Below are 21192 nucleotides of genomic sequence, written 5' to 3' on the forward strand. Positions count from 1 at the left end.
ATGTTTGCAAATAAATATGTAAAAGTATTAAAACCATATCCTTTAGTTTCTCATAGAGCATGGGAGTTACAAGGTAAAGAAGATGTATTAAAACTTGATTGGAATGAAGCAACCGTACCACCTTCGCCAAAAGTAAAAGAAAATATTTTAAAGTTTTTAGAAACTGGGAATATGCATTGGTATCCAGATGTAAATAATAGTCTATTGCTAGAGGAATTATCAAGTTATAATAATTTACCAGTAGAAAATATTCAGTATTTTGCTAGTTCAGACTCACTACATGAGTATATTGTTAGAACATTTATAGAGCCAGAAGATAGAATTGTGATAGTGGCACCAACTTATGATAATTTTAGAGCAGTAGTCGAAAGCAATGGGGCAATGACAGAGTTTTATTATCTTGATGAAAATTTTCAGTTAGATTTGGAACATTTCGAAAATTATCTTAGCTTACATAAGCCAAAAATAGTATATATTTGTAATCCAAATAATCCAACTGGAACAATGTATAAGAAAGAAACTATAGAGCAATTAATAGTAAAATTTGATGACATAATGTTTATTATAGATGAAGCATATTATGAATTTACAAAAAATACATGTAAAGATTTAGTACCTAATCATGAAAATTTGCTTATTTCAAGAACATTTTCAAAAGCATTCGCATTGGCAAGTTTTAGAATTGGATATACTATTTCATCACAGCATAATATTAAACTACTTTCAAAAATAAGAAATCCAAAAAATATAAGTACATTTTCTCAAATAGCTGCCATATCAGCACTCCAAGACAAAGAATATATGAATTCTTTTGTCGAGCAAGTAAATAATGCAAAAACATTTTTTGATAGTGAACTCAAAAAATTAGGTTATACAGTTATGGGTGATGGCGGTAATTTTAGTATGTTGAAATTTGATTTTTCTGTTAAAAAAGATTTTATTAAATATCTTGAAAAGAACAATACTTTTGTTAGAGACTATGGACATGTTAAAGGTATGGAAAATTATTTGAGAATTACAATAGGTACAAAAGAACAAATGAAGAAAGTGTTAAAAATAATTGAGAGTTTTAAAAGTGCTAATTAAAAAAAAGTTATCTATTTTTGACTTTTGTGATACTATTTTTGATGGACAGTCAATAAGTTATTTTTTGGATTATTTAGAATCAAAATTACCAATTCATAAAAAAATTTATTCAAAAATACGGAAAAGACTAAATCGAATACCATCTAGTGAAAGTAAAAGATATAAAGAGCATTTATTAAAAGTTTTTAAAAATATTAGTAAGTCCGAAATAGAAAAATACTCTGAAGAATATTTTGAAAATATAATCCAAAAAAAATTGCATAAATCGGTTATTGAGAAGTTAACGGAGCATAAAAAACAAGGTCATATAATTGTTATAGTCTCTGGAGGTTTTGAAAACTATCTGAAATATTTTGCTGATAAGTATAAAATTGACTATCTTTTTTGTACAAAATTGCAATTTAGAAATGAAAAATTTACATCAAAAATTTTTGGAAATGAATGTTTAGGGATTGAAAAAGTGAATCAACTAAAGCAATTGGATTTAAGTCAGTATGATTTAGAAAATTCTTATGTATATAGTGATCATCATAGTGACAAGCCACTTTTTGATTTAGTTGGAAATAAAGTTTTAGTCAAAAATAAACAGAATATAGATTGGATAGATGAAAGATATACAGTATTGGATGTAAATAATTAAATGCTTAAAAAACTAAAATCCTCAAAAACATCTATGCAAACATTGTTACTATTTAGTGCTCAAATATTTGGTATGGTAGTTGGATTTATATCAAATATGCTTTTAGCAAAAGAGATGGGTGTTCAGGCTTTTGGAATATACTCGTTTGCTTTGGCTATTATCTCTTTTTTGGCTATATTTTTTGAGTTTGGATATTTTTCAAGTGCTTCACGACTTCTGGCGGTTAATCATGACAAAATAAAAGAAAAAGAGTTGATAGGGTCTTCATTGGTGATTGTTTTGGGAATATCTATTTTATTTTTTATTACCATATTTGTGGTCTCATTCTTTATAGATAATATTTTTCAAGATAAAGTCGGAGAGATCATAAGAATAGCATCTATTGTAAGTTGGAGTTTTATAGTACCCTTTTTTATGGATTTGATATTAAAAGGAAGTAATCACATAGAGTATTTAGCAGGATTTAATCTCTTTTGGAAACTCCTTTTTGTTGCTTCTTTGTTTGGTTTGTATTTTCAAGATGTATTGACACCTTTAAATGTTTTATTGTGTTTTTCTAGTACGGCTATTATCTCGTTTGTTATTTTTATCATTAAACTAAAACCTTCATTTATAAACCTCAAATCAAATATTTCTCAAATCCATAATGAAAATATGATCTATGGCATACATTTATACAGTGGGAGAGTTGTAGATACTGCAAGCTATCAGTTGGATAGATTAATGATAGGATTTTTTGTAGGTGCTAAAGATGTTGGTTTGTATTCGTTAGCTAATTCTATGGCTGCACCTATAAATACTTTTTCAAATGCTTTGTCCAGTTCAAAATTCAAAAGTTTTTCAAATAGACTTGAAATTCCTAAAAAAGTTCTAAAAATTAATTTTTTATGGATATTAATAGCTTTATTAGGCACTAATTTATTAGGGTTTATTATTATTCAGTTTTACTTAACTACAGAATATCAAGATGTCCAGTTATTACTATTTTTTATGTCTTTGGCAATAGCTTTTCAAGCGGCATATCAACCTTATAATGCATGGCTTGGCACAAATGGTTTTGGAAAATTTTTAAAGAAAAAAGCAATTTATACAGCAATAGTAAATGTAGTATTGAATTTTCTGCTTATTCCCGTTTACGGAGTAATTGGAGCAGTCATAGCTAGTATGCTTTCTATGTTTTTTTCGTACATTTTACATATCAAATATTACAGATTAGGAGTATCAAGTGAAAATACTCTATCTTAGAACACTTTATTGGTTTAATCTAAAAGCAGGTGGCTCAGTAGGTCATACTGCTGGTGTTATAAATGCTATGGATAAAAAGGCTGATTTACATGTTGTGTCAAACGACAATTTAGCAGAAGTGAAAAAAGAGATAGAGATTCTAAAACCTATATTTTTACCATTTTTGCCAATAGAGATAAGTGAGCTGTTTTATAACTTCAATGTCATAAAGCATTGTAAAATTATGAAAAGTGATGTGATTTATCAAAGATACAATGGTTTTAGTTTTTGCGGAGCATATTTAGCCAAACAAAAAAATATCCCCTTTGTACTAGAGTTTAACTCTTCTGATGTATGGAAGATTAAGCACTGGAAATCAAATGATAATAAAGTTAAAAAAATAGCAAAATTAATATATAACAAGTTATTTAGACTCCCAATTGTGAGCTTTATAGAAAACTACAATCTCAACAATGCTTCTAGTATCGTAGTAGTATCTGATGCACTCAAAAATACTCTCGTAGAGTTTGGAGTAGATAAAAGAAAGATTATAGTTAATCCAAATGGAATAGATGAAAAAAAATATCGTCCAGATATAGAATGTGATGATATCAAACAAAAATATGACTTAGAAAATAAATGTATACTTGGATTTATAGGCACTTTTGGTCAATGGCATGGAGCTGAAAACATTGCTTTAGCTTATGGAAAATTGTTACAAAAATATCCAGAATATAAAGAAAAATCAAAACTTCTAATGATAGGTGACGGTATTAAAATAGGTGAAGTAAAAAAATACATCTCTGATTTTGGTATTGATAAAAATGTAGTTTTAACTGGACTTGTACCTCAAAGTGTAGGAGCTAAATATTTGGCAACTTGTGATGTTCTGATAAATTCTACCGTACTAAATCCTGATGGAAGTGAATTTTTTGGGAGTCCTACAAAGCTTTTTGAATATATGGCAATGGGTAAAGCTATCATTTGTAGCGATATGGCTCAGATGGGAGAGATTTTAAAACAAAATAAAACAGCCTATATGGTAAAACCAGCTGATATTGATGAACTAATAATAGCAATGAAGATACTTATAGATGATAAAAAAATACGACAGTTGTTAGGTGAAAATGCTAGAAAAGAAGTAGTTGCTAAATATACTTGGGATAAGCATGTAGAAAATATTTTGAAGAGAATAAATGAGTAAACTTAACCATTACATAAAAAAAGCATTATCAATGCCACCTCAAGAAGTGGCAAAAAAAGTGGTAAATAAACTAAACACTAAAGTTAAAAATAAACTACAAAGAACCAAAGATTTAAGTAAAGGCACTCATATAGACTTTGATGTGCCACTGATACAAAATAGCTATATAGATATAAAAGAGCTTGATACTTCAAATATAGATACGAAGGTGGCTCAGTATTTATCTCAGATGTATATCGACCACCGATTTGATTTACTTGGTAGTGGATGGGTCAAAAATAGTTATGACTCAATAGCTTTTGGCGTTGAGGGATATAAGTATGATAGGAATGTATCTGCTCCTAAAAATATTGATGATAGCTATAAGCCGATAGACTGGCAAAAAGATTATAAAAGTGGTTTCAGATGGAGTGAAAAGACTTGGTATAAAGAGCAGAGAATCGGTCATAAAATAGGAAGTGATATAAAAGTACCTTGGGAGTTAGCTAGGTTTCAGCATCTACCACAACTTGCAATCTTTTCACTTGTTGACGAGAGCCTAAAAAAGCAAAACATCAAAGAGTTCAAACATCAAATGCTTGACTTCATAGCAAACAATCCACCACGAATGGGTGTAAACTGGGTTTGCACTATGGATGTAGGTATCAGAGCTGCCAATATGCTTGTAGCTTATGATATGTTTACACAAATAGATAACTTTGGGATACTTGATGATAAATTTAAACAAATATTTGTTAATAGCATTTATGAACATGGCGTGCATATAGTTAATAATCTTGAATATAGTGAATTTTTAACTTCCAATCATTATCTTAGCGATATCGCTGGACTTCTATATGTAGCAGTATACTTAGAAAACAGTAAAGAGATAAACCAATGGCTTGCATTTAGCATCCAAGAAGTTATAAATGAAATGGACTATGAGTTTTACGAAGATGGTGGAAACTTTGAGAGTTCTACCAGCTATCATAGACTAAGCGGTGAATTGATGATATTTAGTACTTCTTTGATACTTGGTTTAAAAGAAAATAAAATCAATGCACTTCAAGACTATAATCTCAAGGGCTGGAAAGTTAAGCCAAAATTAAAACCACTTCAAAATCAACAATTTAAAATTAATAATTTAGCATTCAAAATTGAATTACCTCCACAGTATATCGATAGACTTTATAAAATAGGTAGATTTACAGTTGATATTACAAAGCCAAATGATGAAATACCGCAATTTGGGGACAATGATAGTGGGAGATTTTTTAGGTTTAGTCCAAATGGAGAGTTTCTTTTAAATAAAGAGGCTGTAAGAAAGTATTTAAACCTCAAGGGATATAGTGAGGATGATGAACTTTCTTGGGATGAAAATATATTAAATCATAGTACTTTTATAAGTTGTTTTGGTGGATTATTTACAGATGAAATATTTGAAAATAATATAAAATTTGAAAAAAGCTTTATAAAATCTACAGCTAATAATACTCTTCTAGCTAAAGATAAATCTTATAAAGAAATTCGGAAAAATAGTTATAGTTCAGAAGGATTAAATCACAAAAAAAGTATAATCATAAATACAAAACTAGATACTAAAAACTTAAAATTTATAGCTTATCCTGATAGTGGAATATATATTTTTAAAACAAATAATTTTCATTTAAGTATTTGTGCTACACCGCTTGGGCAAAAAGACAGTGGCGGTCATACGCATAATGACAAACTTGGGTATGAATTATGGATAAATGGTGAGGATGTAGTTAAAGATCCGGGAACATACCTTTATACACCATTGCTTAATAGAAGAAATGAGTTTAGAAGTGTAATGGCTCACAATGTACCAATAGTTGAATGTATAGAGCAAAATAGCTGGAGCAAAGGAAATATTGGACTTTTTGGAATGTTTAATGAGTCAAAATGTTTTGTGAGAGATTTTGGAAATGATTTTTTAGAGTTGGTTTTGGAATATAAAGATATCAAAATAATAAGAAAATTTCAAATCAAAAAAGATAGTTTAGAGGTCATTGATATATGTAATAAGGAATTTATATATTATAAATATGAATTATATTCAAATGGCTATGGAAAAGTAACCCTTAATGATATTTTATAACATAGTCATTATTGTAAGTTATTTAATTGGATTGTATATTATTTTACTATACTGTCAAGACCTATTTTCAATAAAATCTTTTTTTTATGTGATAGCTGGAACATGGATTTTTGGTAGTCTTTTGACAGAAAATGGATATTTTGCATGGCCAGGTGATGAGATAGCTAGTCCACATAACTACGCCACATTGGTTTTAATGATCAGTGTACAATTGACATATCTTATAACTAAAATTCTGAGTGCATCCCTGTCTAACGCGTATCATTTAGAAACTATAAATAATAAATTTATTGAATTAAATAATTCTATATTTTTGATTGTCGAAATTATGATCTTTTTAATTCAAGTTTTATTTTCAGTTTATATTATTTGCGTCGGTGCACCTTTTTTTGCAGAAAATTCAGATATTGCTCGTACAGTATTTTGGAAAGAAAATGCATATGAGTTTTTAAATCGGATGATAACTGTTTTTTTACCTGCCGCCTTTATTTTTTTATATTTGTATGGACGAACAAAAATACAAAGTTTATTTTTGATTATTAATATAATAAATTATATTTTTCTTTGTATTTTATTGTCTCAGAAATCAAATATATTATTTATTATTTTTCCATTATTTTGTGCATTTTTTTATAAAAATAGAAAAATAATAAATATTAAAAAGAATATATTGGTTGCTCTTATCATCGGATTAATATTCTTTGAATTTTCATCTTTTTTAGCTTATAACAATATGACAGATCCTTTATTAGTGCATGGAAAAGAATTACGAAAAAGTTTTATCTCTGGCAATATAGTGTTTGCAAGTAGAATCACACTGGGACAAGGAGAACCGTATTGGCGAATTTATAATGATTATATAATAAATGAAGAAGACCCATTGCAACTAAATGGGATTCAACATTTTTTCAGTACTATTGTTAACTCAAAATATTTTGGTATCGTACTGTCGCATGATGATAGTTTTGAATATTGGATTACAAAAAAATTGACTTCAGATTTGTTTGCCGAAAATAGGAATTTAGTTATCACATATTTGGGAGAAGGTATAGTATATTTTGGTTTTTTTGGATTAGGTATAGGAATACTTACTTTGTCATTTGTCTTAGGCATTATTGATTTTATTTTAAAATATACAATGCAACAAAAATATTACATAAGCTTTATATTATTTTTGATTTTTTTTCAATACAAAATCTTTGCTTGGATACAAATGGGTAATATATTTAACCTTTTTAGAATCATGGATTATCTATATATAATATTTTTGTTTATATGTTTGGTAATTTTAACAAAAATTACGGATATAAAACTTTTGAAACAGAGTCTTGTATGAAAAAATTGTTAATGCTTGAAAATCTTCCCTTTAAAGCAAATATTAAAATAGGGAGCCATCATTATGCAGAGATATTTTCTGAAAAATATGAAGTATTATGGATCTCACTACCGTGGCATATTTTACAATGGATAAAAGACAAAAAAACTGATCGCATACAAAATTGGAATCGAAACAAACCATTAAAAATCAAAGATGGTTTAACGGCACTTACACCTTTTATTTTGCTTCCTTATCGTAATAACTTTGTATTGAAAAGCCCTTGGTATCTTGAACACTATTATCTTTTTATGCCTTTTTTACTACGGCATATTAAACAACTTGGATTTGATAAACCTGATGTTGTGTGGTTTACCGATCCTAGGCACATATCCATTTTGAATTATATAGAACCTAAGCAAATTTTTTATCGTTGTGTTGATAACTTAGAACATTTTGATGATATACCAAAAACATTGATGGCTCAAGAACAACAACTTGTTGCGATGGCAGATGGGGTCTTTTTTACATCGTATGACCTTATGGAAAAATATAAAAAGTATAATCAAGCTTCTTTTTATCTTTCAAATGGGTGTGATTTTGATTATTTTGATGATGTTCTAAATAATACAGAGATGGATGCTCAAATTGATCCATATTTCGCAAAAGGAAAATTGAATATACTATATACGGGTGCTATTGCAGAATGGTTTGACTTTGAAGCTATTTTAGAACTTTCAAATTTTTCAGATGTACACGTTGTTGTCGTTGGGCCTATTCGGACAGAGGTGCCCCAGGTATTAAAAGATCAAGAAAATATTATTTTTTCTGGCCCATATCCATATGCTTTTATGCCTTATTTTGCTAAAAAGGCTAGCATCGGCATTATTCCATTTAAAATAAATACTATGACAGACTCCGTGAATCCTATTAAGCTTTATGAATACTGTGCTTCTGGATTACCGACAATAACTTCTGCATTCAAAACAGTAAAAGATATAGATGGACCCTTTAAAATGTATAGTAACACTAAGGAACTGCAAGATGCTTATAAATGGGCTTGTAATATGATTGATAAAGTAGATGAAAAAATCATAATGAAAAATTTTGCAAAAGAAAATTCTTGGCGACAGCGTGCAAAATTCGTTGAGAATTTTTTTATAAAAGAGGATTTCTTGTGAAAATATTAATTAATGGCTATGTAGGTAAAAAAATTACAGGCATTGGAAGAACGTTAATAGAAACGATAAAGCATATGGCAGCACTCAATAAAAGTAACCAATTTGTAGTTTATACTAACTATGATAATGATGATTTCTTTAATATTGAATTTCCAAAAAATGTAATTATTAAAAAAATAAATGTGACTAAAATGAGTTCTTTAAAAAACTTATTGTTCAATACTTTTATTTTTCCTTTTTTATCAGTAAAAGAGAATGCAGATATAGTTTATTTACCAAATTTTACATTGATAAGCTTTTCTTTTAAACCTATTGTTGTTGTAATTCATGATATGATTGAGTTTAAAGTCGGAGAAAAGTTTTCTAAACTTCGTATGGGTTATCGACATATGATTGTTCCAAGAATGGCAAAAAAATCAAAAACAGTTATAACAGTATCGGAAAATTCAAAAAAAGATATTATAGAGATATGTGGAACAGAAGCCGAAAAAATAAATGTTATTTACGATGCAGTATCAAATGATTTCAATAAACTGAGAGATGAAAACTCCAGACTTGTTCAAGATCATTATATTCTATATGTAGGTACAGTTGATCACCCAGGGAAAAACCTTTTTAACGCTCTTAAAGCATTTGAAAAATATAAAGATAGTACTAAAAGCAGTATAAAGTTTGTAGTGTGTGGGATGCCAGGCAAGGGCTTTGAAATAGTTGATGATTTCATGAAAAATTCAAAATATAGTTATGATATTTTATACAAAGGATTTGTAAATGATAAGGAGTTATTTAACTACTATTCATTTGCAAGCTTATTTGTTTTTATCTCATATTATGAAGGTTTTGGTATGCCAATCCTTGAAGCTATGAAGTTTGGAATACCTGTAATAACTTCTAATAGATCATCTTTACCTGAAGTTGCTGGAGATGCTGCGATAATTTGTGACTCTGATAATATTGATGAAATTGCAGCATACATTGATAAAATTATTCGTGATGATGCCATAAGAAAAAACTTAATTATCAATGGATATAAAAACTTGGAACGATTTTCATGGGATCAAACTGCAAGTAAAACTTTAGAAGTATTTACAAAAATAATGGAGAATAAATAATATGAAAAATAATATAACTATGCCAACAGATATATCAATCATCACAACATACAGATGTCAAATGGAGTGCAAGATGTGTAATATTTGGCAAAATTGGACTGATCCTAAAAAAGAGATAACGCCACAAGAGTTAGAGATATTACCAAATTTTAAATTTGTAAATATTACTGGAGGAGAGCCATTTTTAAGAGATGACTTAGAAGAGATTGTCGAAGTCATGTTTAAAAAATCTGAGAGAATTGTTATATCGACATCAGGTTGGCATACGGAAAAAATATTTAAACTAGCAAAACGCTTTCCCAACATTGGTATAAGGGTAAGTATCGAAGGACTGAGTCAAAAAAATGATGACTTAAGAGGAAAAGACGGTGGATTTGATAGAGGGCTTAGAACTCTTTTAGGATTAAGAAATATGGGCGTAAAAGATGCAGGCTTTGGTATTACGGTGTCCAATAAAAACTCTGGTGATATGCTTTGGCTTTATGAACTTGCACAGCAGTTAGGTATGGAATTTGCAACGGCTTCGTTTCATAACTCATACTATTTTCACAAAGATGACAACTTTATTACTAACCAAGATGAAGTTATAGCAAACTTCACTGAACTCATTCAAAGACTTATGAAAGAAAATAGTCCAAAAAGTTGGTATAGGGCTTTTTTTAACCTTGGTCTTATCAACTATATCAAGGGTGGAAAAAGGATGCTTCCGTGTGAAGCTGGCACTGCTAACTTTTTTCTTGATCCATATGGTGAAGTTTTACCATGTAATGGACTTGAAGAAAAGTACTGGAAAGAGTCTATGGGAAATATTAGAGAAGCTAAAAGTTTTGAAGAGATATGGTTTAGCGATCAAGCACAAAAAGTAAGAGACTTAGTAAGAACTTGTCCTAAAAACTGTTGGATGGTAGGAACAGCTGCTCCTGTTATGAAGAAGTACATCAAATATCCAACGAAATGGGTAGTGAAGAATAAGATAAAAAGTTTACTAGGTCGCTCTATATGTACAGACTTTATTCCAACATGTGATGTAGGACAAGACCCAAGGCAAGGAGACCTTAGGATTCCTCACAAATGAAGATTGTAGTACTAGGCACTAGAGGAATACCTGATATCCAAGGTGGGGTTGAGACTCATTGTCAAGAGCTTTATCCTAGACTTGTTAAGTTGGGTTGTGATGTTACACTAATAACTCGAAAATCTTATGTAGAAGATTTGGGGATGAAAGAGTTTCATGGTGTAAAGCTAAAGCATATTTTTACCCCAAGGAAAAAAAGTTTTGAAGCAATTATCCATACTTTTTTAGGTGTACTATATGCTAAAACTCAAAATCCAGATATTTTGCATATCCATGCCATAGGGCCATCCCTTTTGGTACCATTTGCGAAGCTACTAGGACTCAAAGTAGTAGTGACAAATCATGGGCCAGATTATGATAGACAAAAATGGGGAAAATTAGCGAAAAAAGTCTTGATGCTTGGTGAAAAATTTGGTAGTAAATATGCAGAGAAAGTGATTGTGATATCAAATGTAATCAAAAGGATTCAAGAAAATAAATATAATAGGATGGACTGTGAATTGATTCGCAATGGAGTTAATTTACCTGAGAAATCTGTAAACATCGACTATATAGAATCATTAAAACTTGAGCCATTCAAATATATTTTAGCGATAGGTAGGTTTGTTCCGGAAAAAGGTTTTCATGATTTGATACAGGCTTACAGTACTTTAAATACTCATTTAAAGCTCGTCTTGGTGGGTGCTGCTGATCATGAAGACGAATATAGTATATTGCTGCAAAAAGCAGCTAAGGAAAATGAAATTATTTTGACAGGTTTTATTAAGGGCGAGCAATTAAATCAAATTTTTACTAATGCAAGATTATTTGTTATGCCGTCATATCATGAAGGATTGCCTATTGGATTATTAGAAGCGATGAGTTACAATCTTGATGTCTTAGTAAGTAATATCCCTGCGAACCTAGAAGTAAAATTAGCGGAAGAAGATTATTTTGAAGTAGGTAATTTGGTAGATTTAGTATATCAGTTAAAAAGAAAAATTTTTACTAACATACAAACTAAACAATTTTTTTTGAATTTATTGCGAACAGAATATGATTGGGAACATATTGCAATGCAAACCAAAAAAGTCTATGATGATATCTTAAAATGAAAGCAATGAAAGACTAAAAATGAAGATATATTTATCATATAGTGTCTTGATGATTGTTGATGCGAGTTGTATAGCAATAACTATTTTTTTTGCATACCTCTTACGTCTTCAATTAGGGAATTTTTCAGGAGAAGGAACTATTTATGAAGTTGTAACTTACATAAGATTACCTTTGATTTATAGTGTAGTTTTAGTGCTTTTTTTCTATGAAGGGTTATACACAAAACGTTATGATTTTTGGCATGAAAGCTATTTAATTCTTAAAACATTGCTCTTTAGCTTGATTATCATATTAGCGTATCTTGGTCTAACAAAGACAATTCAAGAATATTCGCGTTTTATCATTATCGTCGCTTTTGTGATAATGACTTTTTTGATTCCTTTAGTAAAAAAGATACTAAAAAAATTTTTATTTCATTTAGGTCTTTGGGAAAGAAAGGCGAAAATCTATGGAAGTCAAGACTCTTTCATCGAAAAAGAAATTTTCGAAAATCATTATTTAGGATATTCCAAAGCTCATGGGACAGAAGCAAAAACAATTTTTATTAATTCTTTGACCTTTAGTACTGATGCACTAAGAAACGTTATTGAAAATGAGATACGTCAGTCTCATGAGGTTGTTTTTATACCATTAGTGAATGATTATGACTTTTCAAAATCACCTATGTATTTATTAAACAATTCTCGTACAAATCTTTTTATTTTAGAAAATCGCTTAAAAAGCCGCTTGAGAAAATATATCAAACATGTTATTGATATTATTCTTTTAGTCAGTATCTTTCCAATAGCATTGATTGTTTTTGCGTTCATTATTTTCTTAATAAAAAAAGAAGAACCCAATGCAAAGATTTTTTTTATACAAAAAAGATTAGGCAAAGACGGACATATTTTCAAGTGTTATAAGTTTAGAACGATGTATGATAAAAGTGAACTAAAGCTTCAAAGTTATTTGAATGCGCACCCGGAGGAAATAGAATATTATTCGACCTATCATAAATATAAAAATGATCCTCGAATAACTACAATAGGAGCATTTTTACGTAAGACATCTTTAGATGAGTTACCTCAGATTTTTAATGTTTTAAAAAATGAGATGAGTTTTATAGGTCCAAGACCGTATATGCTTAATGAAGCTGAAAAAATGGGTCGTATGAAAGATATAGTTCTTGATGTAAAACCAGGGATTTCTGGCTTATGGCAAGTAAGTGGTCGAAGTGATCTGGATTTTTTTAAACGGATAGAGCTAGATACATGGTATGTTCGCAATTGGAGTATTTGGCTTGATGTTGTCATTATACTCAAAACGATTAAGGTTGTTTTACTTCGTAAAGGTGCGAGTTGATGAGAATATTACATATTTTGCATGCAGATACACTAGGTGGAATGGAAAAACTCTGTATTGAATTGTGTAATGCGTTAAGTGCTGAACATGAAGTATTCTTGATGACCGATAAAATATTTTTACCAAGAATATCTCCTGCAGTTAGATTTATTGAAATTAATATCAATGCCAGTAAAATGCGTCCCAAAACATTATGGTGGTTTTACAGAACCATTCAACATATTGCTCCTGACATTATTCATACACATAAACAAAAAAGTAGTTACATAGTTAAGTGGATATTCCCATTTTTGAAGATACCATATGTTGCAACTAAACATGATATGCAAAGAAAAAAAGTTTATAATAAAATCCCTAATGTGATAGCAATCTCTGATGAAACTGCAGGGACGTTTCAGGCATCACATGTATATAAAATTTATACGGCTGTTCAAAAAAAAGAGCAGCCGAAAATTGATAAAGAATCTTGCTTTACGATAGTCGCTGTGGGCGGATTACGAGCTGTAAAAGGTTTCGATAAGCTTATTTGTGCATGCCAAACATTACCATTTCTTTTTCAAGTGTGGATATTGGGAGAAGGCGAAGAACGTGCTCGATTAGAATCTTTGATTGCTTCTGTTGGATTGCAAGACAAAATTCGTTTATTGGGATTTCAAGAAAATGTTCATGAATGGATTGCAAAAGCTCACTTACAAGTTATTAGCTCCCATTCTGAAGGCTTTAGCCTCGCGATGATTGAAGGTGTTTTTTATGCAGATGTGCTAATAAGTACGAGAGTGAGCGGTTGCGTAGAGGTATTGCCCGAGGCGTTATTAACCAGCCAAGATGAAATGACACAAAAAATAATTGAAATTTACAATAACTACAGCTACTTTAGGACATTATTCGAATCTATTAAAATATTATGGACGCAAAAACTAGAAATCAATTTTTGTAAGGAGGAACATGTTACAGTTTATCGAGATATTATCTCCAAGATTTAATAAACGCTTTATTGTGAAATGGAGTTATATTCTCTTTTTTGCTTCAGTCCCGTTGACAAAAAGTATTTCATATGTAGGTTACGGTTTACCAATAATATTAATGATATATTTTAGCTACGTAGATGATGGCAGTCGAGCTATATTGAATAAAATCATAAAAAGTCCGCTGACATATTTTTTCGTTTATCTTATTATCCTTAATTCTTTACATCATATCGCTTTTGTAAAATCTCAAATAGAGATGAAGTTGTTATGTTACAGTTTGATTATGGTGGCGACAAATTATTTCCTGAAGCACAATATGATTACGTTACGGTTTTTATATTCTAGTTTTTTAGGGGTGGCATTATTGCTATTAGTAGATGGATATTGGCAATATTTTTTTGGTATAGATTTTTTATTAAATCGTACGCTTGGTAATAAATATTATGTGATTAGTGCTATGGAACACTGGAATTCTTTCGGATTGCTAATGTTCTTTGCTTATATATTAGTTGTTTATCTTTTATTTGAGAAATCTTCAAAACCAATTTATAAAATCTTAACTATCGTTTCTCTTTTTGCGATATTCGGTATGATTTTGTTATCAGGAAGCAGAAGCATATGGTTAGCGACAATTGGTTTTAGCATAATTATCTTATATTATAAACGGCAGGAACTTTCATGGAAAATATGGGGGCCGTTTATAAGCTTGAGTGTGGGTGGCTTTTTGAGTATAAGTTATTTCATTCCATCCGTTTGGGCACGCGTTCTTATGATTTTGCAAGGAAATTCTTCGGGGAGGGGAAGTATTTGGCTATATTTTTTGGAAAAAATTCCAGAAAATTGGTTCTTTGGACACGGACTGACTTCCCCACATTATATTGAATCGTTAAAATGTAGTTTTTTATATCCTCATAATCTCACAATAGAAATAATTTATTCATTTGGTGTGGTGGGCTTTGGGTTGGCTATTTTTTGGTTTTATATGATGCTATTAGCACTTCGTAATGTCTCAGATATACATATTCGTCCTTATTTAATTGCAAGTTTTTTAGCGCTTTTCTTATTGCAACAACAATTTGAAACATCTATTTTTATTCATAAAGTAGCAGGACCTTTTTTATTTTTATATCTAGGGGTTGTATATTTTCTAATTTTAAATTCTAAACAAAAGGTAGTATCGTGAATCAGAATGTATATTGTCAAGACGACGAAATTGATCTTCGGGATATGTGGCAAACACTTGTTAAACGAAAAGCATTAATCGCTATAGTCACTTGTTTCGTAACTATTTGTGCGACAATTTTTGCTTTTGTTCAAATACCTTTGTACGAGGTTAAGACAGTTGTAGATATTGGTTTTTATGGAACATCTTTATTGGAAGAACCTGCCAATTTGGTAAAGCGCGTGGAAATAAAATATATCAATAACGAAAACAAAGAAGCCGTAGCAAGATTGGAGAAGGTCATGCAAGTTAAAGGTGCTAACAATTTGGTAGAGCTAACTGCCATTGCGCCTTCAAATGAAGAAGCAAAATCTCTGCTCAATGCAATCGTAGAAGATATAAAAAATAGGCATCATCAACTATTGCAGTCGTATGTCGGGTCCGTGCAGGCAAAAATACAAAATTTAGAGAATCAAAAAAAAGATTTAGTGGCAGAACAAAAACAACTTGCTCAAGAGATTGTTCACAAGACAGCCAATATTGATCGAATTATTAAAGACAATCCTGCCGTTGCTGCAGTTTATACTATAGAACTCAGTAGCAAAACGACCGAATTGTCAGCGTTAAAAGATAAAATTTTTATGTTAAATAATCAATTGAGCGATTTATCGTTAGCAATTTCGTCCAGTAATATTCAAGACACAAACATGATGGACAAAATGACGTTTGGTGATTCTCCTGCAAAACCAAAGAAAAAAATGATTGTTACAGTAGCCTTGATATCAGGTGCTATAGTGTCAATTTTTCTCGCATTTTTTTTGGAATTTATAGGAAAAAATAGACATGAATAGTTTACATGTAAACTATAAAGTAATTTTATATATATTTTTAGCTTTTCTCTTTAGCGTTGCCGTACGCCTTATTTGGGTGTATCAGTTCCAAGATTTTGAGAGTTTCAAATACGCCGGGCAATTTATGATTAATACTAATGACGGTTATTATTGGGCCGAGGGTGCTAGGGATTTGTTCAGCGGGGTACATCAAAAATTTGATCTTTCACCGATAGATCAAGCGCCTGCGCAGCTCACATATCTTTTAGCAAAAATTTTACCTGTATCGTTTGAAACACTTATTTTTTATATGCCAGCGTTGATAGGTTCGCTGATTGTCGTTCCTATTATTTTAATAGCTTATAATTTGGCAATAGTGGAAGTAGGATTTTTAGCGGCTCTCTTAGCGTCTATTGCCGTGAGTTATTACAATCGAACGATGATAGGCTATTACGATACGGATATGCTTACAATCGTATTGCCTACATTTTTGCTGTGGTCACTCATATTGTCTTTACGAACCAAAGAAGAAAAGTATCTTCTTATTACGGCTTTGGAGATTATCGCTTATCGTTGGTGGTATCCTCAGAGTTATTCGCTTGAGTTTGCTTATTTTGGTTTGATTTTAGTGTATGCATCTCTCTTTGATCGCAAAAATCTTTTTAATTTTAAGTTGCTCAGCATTATGATTTTTGCAATGATGGGGCTACCTAGTCTTATCCGTTTGATGAGTGTTATTGGTATCTATGTTATTTTTAAAAAAATCAAATTACCAAAATATGTTTGGTATGTATTGGTCGTTGGTATCCTACTATTTTTTGTTACAGGTGGGCTATCGCCAATTGTAGGGCAACTTAAAGGATATGTATTTAAAGATGCAATTGAAATAAGCTCTGAAAACTTATCGCTTCACTTTTTCTCTGTCATGCAAACGGTTCGTGAAGCAGGCCAAATTCCTTTTAGCGTTTTTGCTGAACGCATTAGCGGGCATACGATTACCTTTATTACTTCTATTGTGGGATGTGCTCTTCTTATGTGGCAATACCGTGTAATGTTATTAGGTCTTCCACTCCTTGGATTAGGTTTCCTAGCTCTTTGGGGAGGACTTCGTTTTACCATTTATGCCGTGCCAGTCTGTGCATTAGGGACATCATATCTGCTCTTCACCTGTGCTCAATATATTACCAGTATTTTTACAAATCAAAAAGCCGGAAGCTTTGTAAAATCAAGCTTTGTGGTGCTTGCTAGCTTAGGTATTTTGTATCCAAATCTTTTACATGTAATTGATTATCGTGTCCCAACAGTCTTTACCAAAGCGGAAGTCGAAGAACTCATTAAATTAAAAAAGATTACAGGAAGAGAAGATTACGTTGTTTCGTGGTGGGACTATGGCTATCCGATTCGTTATTACAGTGATGTTAAGACATTAATAGATGGAGGAAAACACAATGGCGATGTGAATTTTCCTGTGAGTTATATGCTGACCCATGATGAAGAGAGTGCTGCACGTTTAGCTAGGTTGGAAGTCGAATACACTGAAAAAGCATTTATAGAAGCAGAAAAAAATGAGACAAAACCAAGTAAAGAGCAGACAAAAATTATTAACAATACCGCACAAATGACGTTAGATTATGGCTTTCACGATGCCAATGATTTTTTGGCTGCTTTGCAAACACCTCTTACTTTACCGGTTAAAACACGGGATATCTATTTTTATTTACCGTTTCGTATGATGAGTATTTTTCCAACTGTTGCACAATTTAGCAATATTGATTTGATGAACGGCAATACGATACGCCAACCGTTTTTCTTTCAAGCAACTCGTTTTCAAGACAGTGCAAAAACACTTAATTTTGGCAGTGGCATCGTGCTTGATAAAGAAAAAGGGATGCTCAAAATTGGTATGGATGATGTGCCTGTGAAGCATTTTATACAAACAACGTATGATGCCAACAAAAAACTCGTAAAAAATCAACAAATCATTCATCAAAATGGTATGGTTAATATTATTTATATGCAACCGTACAATACCTTTTTATTGCTTGACACGGCGATGTTCAATTCATCGTATATACAGCTTTTTGTTTTAGAAAATTTCGATGAACGCTTTTTTGAGCCGATTATTTTAGAACCATACGCTAAAATATATCGTCTTAAAATTTAGTTACAATTAGAAAAAACAAAAGGTAGAAAATATGATTATTCGAGAAATTCAGCAGTTTGCTGAAGTACGAACACGGGCAAGAGCCTATTTGTGCTATCTCTTTACCCGTAATATCCCCAATCGTATGCCTGCCCCTAATTTGGATGTGATTACAGCCAGTTTAGATAAGATTGTGCATGAGGTAGAAGATTTTGAGGCACTTTATCTCCTCGATCATACGGGGGAACAAGTGATTAATAATATCACGGATGACCCTCATAAAAAAGGTGGTTTAGGTCAAAATCGTAGCGGAAAATCCTATTATTATCGAGCGGTACGCGAAAAGCGTTGCGTGTTAAGTGACCCTTATCCTTCTACTCTGACCAATGATTTAACGGTTACGGCTTCGTATCCTATTTATGATGACCAAGGTGCGTTAAAGTTTATTGCCTGTATTGATGTCTCTTTAGAGCATATTTTAAAAATTGCACATCCTTCATCATTGCAATCAGGCTTTGGAAAAACGTCACAGCTTATTTATACACTTTTTTCGGCGTCCTTGTTGGCAGTTGCGCTTTTATTGTTGTTTAATGGTATGCGTAGTCTTTTTATGCACGGATTGGCGTTTGAACTTCTAGATATTAAAGCCATGTTTGAATCCACGATTTTAATTACATTGGCACTTGCCATTTTTGATTTAGTGAAAACCATTTTTGAAGAAGAAGTGCTTGGGCGTAATGAGAAAGATGAAACATCGGGAATGCATAAAACAATGGTGCGTTTTTTAGGTTCTATTATTATTGCATTGGCGATTGAGGCATTGATGCTGGTCTTTAAATTCGCTATTATTGATGCTTCGCATATTGTGAATGCTGTTTATTTGATTTGCGGTGTTGCATTATTGTTATTTGGCTTGGCGTTTTATGTCAAATCTGTAGGACAAAAGAGAGATTTATGATTGGTTTAATTGATTATAACATGGGAAATTTACGTAGCGTTACCAATGCCTTTGAAAAGCTTGGGCGAAGCATCGAAATTGTCAAAGATGCAGACGCTGTGGACAAATACGATAAGATTATCCTTCCGGGTGTGGGTGCCTTTAAAGATGCGATGACGTGTTTAGAAGAACGCAATATGGATAAAGCCATCAAAGCGTTTGCGGCTTCTGGAAAACCGCTTTTAGGTATTTGTCTTGGCATGCAATTGCTCTTTGAGAGCAGCGTCGAATTTGGAAACACGCAAGGGCTAGGTTTGATTGAAGGTCAAGTGATTAAATTTGACACGTCCCGTTTTCAAACACGGTTGAAAGTACCGCATATGGGATGGAATGAATTACATGTAAAAAAAGAGACACCGCTTTTTAAAAGAATGCCGGCTTCTTTTTACCTCTATTTTGTGCATAGTTTTCATGTGCAGTGTGATGAACGCTATGTGATTGGTTCAACAACCTATGGGTATGAATTTCCAAGTGCCGTACAAAAAGACAATGTGTATGGTTTTCAACCGCACCCTGAAAAATCACATGCGAATGGATTAACAATTTTAAAGAATTTTGTGGAGTTATAATGGATATTTTACCAGCAATTGATCTCAAAGATGGCAAAGCTGTACGCCTTAGCAAAGGACTCATGGAGAGTGCAAAAATTTATTCCAATGAGCCTTGGGAAGTAGCAAAAACATTTCAAGAGATGGGTTCATCGTGGGTACATTTAGTGGATTTAAACGGGGCATTTGCAGGTGAACCAAAGAATTTAGAGCAGATTCAAAAGATCCGTAAAAAATGCAATTTAAAGCTTGAACTAGGTGGCGGCATCAGGGATGAAGAGACAATTCGCCGTTATGTGGATTTAGGAATTGACCGTGTTATTTTAGGCTCGATTGCTCTTAAAAATCCTGCTTTTGTCAAAGAAATGTGTCAAAAATACCGTGTTGTCGTGGGGATTGATGCCATTGATGGTTATGTCGCTGTTGAGGGATGGGCAGAAAAATCTACGATGAAAGCTACTGATTTAGCAAAGGAATTTGCTAATGCGGGTGTGGAAGCAATTATCTGCACAGATGTAGGACGTGATGGAATGCTCAGTGGCGTGAACGTGGATTTTACCCTTGCAATTGCTGAAGCATCAGGTATTGCTACGATTGCGAGTGGAGGCGTTAAAAATTTGGACGATATAGTAGCATTGAAAGCGTGTCAAAAAGTTGCTGGCGTCATTGTCGGCAAAGCATTTTATGAAGGTACGTTGGATTTACATGAAGCCTTTGCACTTTGTCGCTAAAAGAGTGCTTTAAACTAAGTTCAAACTAAAGTTCGTTAGAATTGAACACTATAACCTAAGATAAAGGAGTGACATTGAAGCTGCTTGTAGTAGATGATAGCTCAACAATGCGCCGTATTATAAAAAACACATTACAGAGATTGGGTTTTAATGACGTATTAGAAGCAGAACATGGTGTTGAAGCATGGCAAATCATGGAGCGAACACCGGATATTAATGTACTAATTACAGACTGGAACATGCCTGAAATGAATGGACTTGACTTGGTTCGTAAAGTAAGGGCCGAGAAACGTTATGATGGCATGCCAATCATTATGGTTACAACAGAAGGTGGAAAAGCTGAAGTTATCACAGCTCTTAAAGCAGGTGTGAATAACTATATCGTTAAGCCTTTTACGCCACAAGTCTTAAAAGAAAAACTCGAGGATGTTTTAGGTTAATT

19 protein-coding genes are annotated in these 21192 nt (G+C 31.8%); all 19 read left to right on the plus strand.

Annotated elements, in window-relative coordinates; translation table 11 throughout:
- On the plus strand, positions 1-1086 hold the full coding sequence (gene hisC, locus AC5SLP_RS08175) for a histidinol-phosphate transaminase (RefSeq protein WP_495254670.1): 1086 nt from the start codon (positions 1-3) through the stop codon (positions 1084-1086).
- A complete protein-coding gene (locus tag AC5SLP_RS08180; protein ID WP_495254671.1) occupies positions 1061-1726 on the plus strand; it encodes an HAD-IB family hydrolase in 666 nt (221 codons plus the stop codon). The genes hisC and AC5SLP_RS08180 overlap by 26 nt, the downstream gene beginning before the upstream one ends.
- Positions 1727-2971 (plus strand): oligosaccharide flippase family protein, encoded by a 1245-nt coding sequence (locus AC5SLP_RS08185; RefSeq protein ID WP_495254672.1) that lies wholly within the window; start codon positions 1727-1729, stop codon positions 2969-2971.
- The gene (locus tag AC5SLP_RS08190) at positions 2952-4154 is read left to right on the plus strand and encodes a glycosyltransferase family 4 protein (protein WP_495254673.1); all 1203 of its coding nucleotides are present in this window, start codon (positions 2952-2954) and stop codon (positions 4152-4154) included. The genes AC5SLP_RS08185 and AC5SLP_RS08190 overlap by 20 nt, the downstream gene beginning before the upstream one ends.
- Positions 4147-6252 carry a heparinase II/III family protein gene (locus AC5SLP_RS08195; protein WP_495254674.1) on the plus strand — a complete coding sequence of 702 codons (2106 nt, stop codon included), beginning with the start codon at positions 4147-4149 and terminating at the stop codon, positions 6250-6252. Before AC5SLP_RS08190 ends, AC5SLP_RS08195 begins: the two co-directional genes overlap by 8 nt.
- 121 nt (positions 6253-6373) lie before the next feature.
- Complete coding sequence (locus AC5SLP_RS08200; protein ID WP_495254675.1) at positions 6374-7588, plus strand: O-antigen polymerase; 1215 nt, start codon at positions 6374-6376, stop codon at positions 7586-7588.
- Positions 7585-8748: a glycosyltransferase family protein gene (locus tag AC5SLP_RS08205; protein WP_495254676.1), complete on the plus strand. Its 1164-nt coding sequence runs from the start codon at positions 7585-7587 to the stop codon at positions 8746-8748. The genes AC5SLP_RS08200 and AC5SLP_RS08205 overlap by 4 nt, the downstream gene beginning before the upstream one ends.
- Entirely contained in the window at positions 8745-9860 is a 1116-nt protein-coding gene (locus AC5SLP_RS08210) for a glycosyltransferase family 4 protein (RefSeq protein WP_495254677.1), read from the plus strand. The genes AC5SLP_RS08205 and AC5SLP_RS08210 overlap by 4 nt, the downstream gene beginning before the upstream one ends.
- Position 9861: 1 nt before the next feature.
- The gene (locus AC5SLP_RS08215) at positions 9862-10935 is read left to right on the plus strand and encodes a radical SAM protein (RefSeq protein ID WP_495254678.1); all 1074 of its coding nucleotides are present in this window, start codon (positions 9862-9864) and stop codon (positions 10933-10935) included.
- Complete coding sequence (locus AC5SLP_RS08220) at positions 10932-12029, plus strand: glycosyltransferase family 4 protein (RefSeq protein ID WP_495254679.1); 1098 nt, start codon at positions 10932-10934, stop codon at positions 12027-12029. Before AC5SLP_RS08215 ends, AC5SLP_RS08220 begins: the two co-directional genes overlap by 4 nt.
- 49 nt (positions 12030-12078) lie before the next feature.
- Positions 12079-13371 (plus strand): sugar transferase, encoded by a 1293-nt coding sequence (locus AC5SLP_RS08225; protein WP_495254680.1) that lies wholly within the window; start codon positions 12079-12081, stop codon positions 13369-13371.
- Complete coding sequence (locus tag AC5SLP_RS08230; protein ID WP_495254681.1) at positions 13371-14354, plus strand: glycosyltransferase; 984 nt, start codon at positions 13371-13373, stop codon at positions 14352-14354. Before AC5SLP_RS08225 ends, AC5SLP_RS08230 begins: the two co-directional genes overlap by 1 nt.
- On the plus strand, positions 14317-15522 hold the full coding sequence (locus AC5SLP_RS08235; protein WP_495254682.1) for an O-antigen ligase family protein: 1206 nt from the start codon (positions 14317-14319) through the stop codon (positions 15520-15522). Before AC5SLP_RS08230 ends, AC5SLP_RS08235 begins: the two co-directional genes overlap by 38 nt.
- Positions 15519-16352, plus strand: a complete 834-nt coding sequence (locus AC5SLP_RS08240; RefSeq protein ID WP_495254683.1) for a Wzz/FepE/Etk N-terminal domain-containing protein — start codon at positions 15519-15521, stop codon at positions 16350-16352. The genes AC5SLP_RS08235 and AC5SLP_RS08240 overlap by 4 nt, the downstream gene beginning before the upstream one ends.
- Positions 16345-18495 carry an STT3 domain-containing protein gene (locus AC5SLP_RS08245; RefSeq protein WP_495254684.1) on the plus strand — a complete coding sequence of 717 codons (2151 nt, stop codon included), beginning with the start codon at positions 16345-16347 and terminating at the stop codon, positions 18493-18495. The genes AC5SLP_RS08240 and AC5SLP_RS08245 overlap by 8 nt, the downstream gene beginning before the upstream one ends.
- 31 nt (positions 18496-18526) lie before the next feature.
- Positions 18527-19432, plus strand: a complete 906-nt coding sequence (locus AC5SLP_RS08250) for a PDC sensor domain-containing protein (RefSeq protein WP_495254685.1) — start codon at positions 18527-18529, stop codon at positions 19430-19432.
- Complete coding sequence (gene hisH, locus AC5SLP_RS08255; protein ID WP_495254686.1) at positions 19429-20040, plus strand: imidazole glycerol phosphate synthase subunit HisH; 612 nt, start codon at positions 19429-19431, stop codon at positions 20038-20040. Before AC5SLP_RS08250 ends, hisH begins: the two co-directional genes overlap by 4 nt.
- Positions 20040-20750 (plus strand): 1-(5-phosphoribosyl)-5-[(5-phosphoribosylamino)methylideneamino]imidazole-4-carboxamide isomerase, encoded by a 711-nt coding sequence (hisA, locus tag AC5SLP_RS08260; RefSeq protein ID WP_495254687.1) that lies wholly within the window; start codon positions 20040-20042, stop codon positions 20748-20750. Before hisH ends, hisA begins: the two co-directional genes overlap by 1 nt.
- 74 nt (positions 20751-20824) lie before the next feature.
- A complete protein-coding gene (locus AC5SLP_RS08265; protein WP_495254688.1) occupies positions 20825-21190 on the plus strand; it encodes a chemotaxis response regulator CheY in 366 nt (121 codons plus the stop codon).
- Positions 21191-21192 lie beyond the last annotated feature (2 nt).

The sequence above is a fragment of the Sulfurospirillum sp. E15m genome, assembly GCF_059415145.1.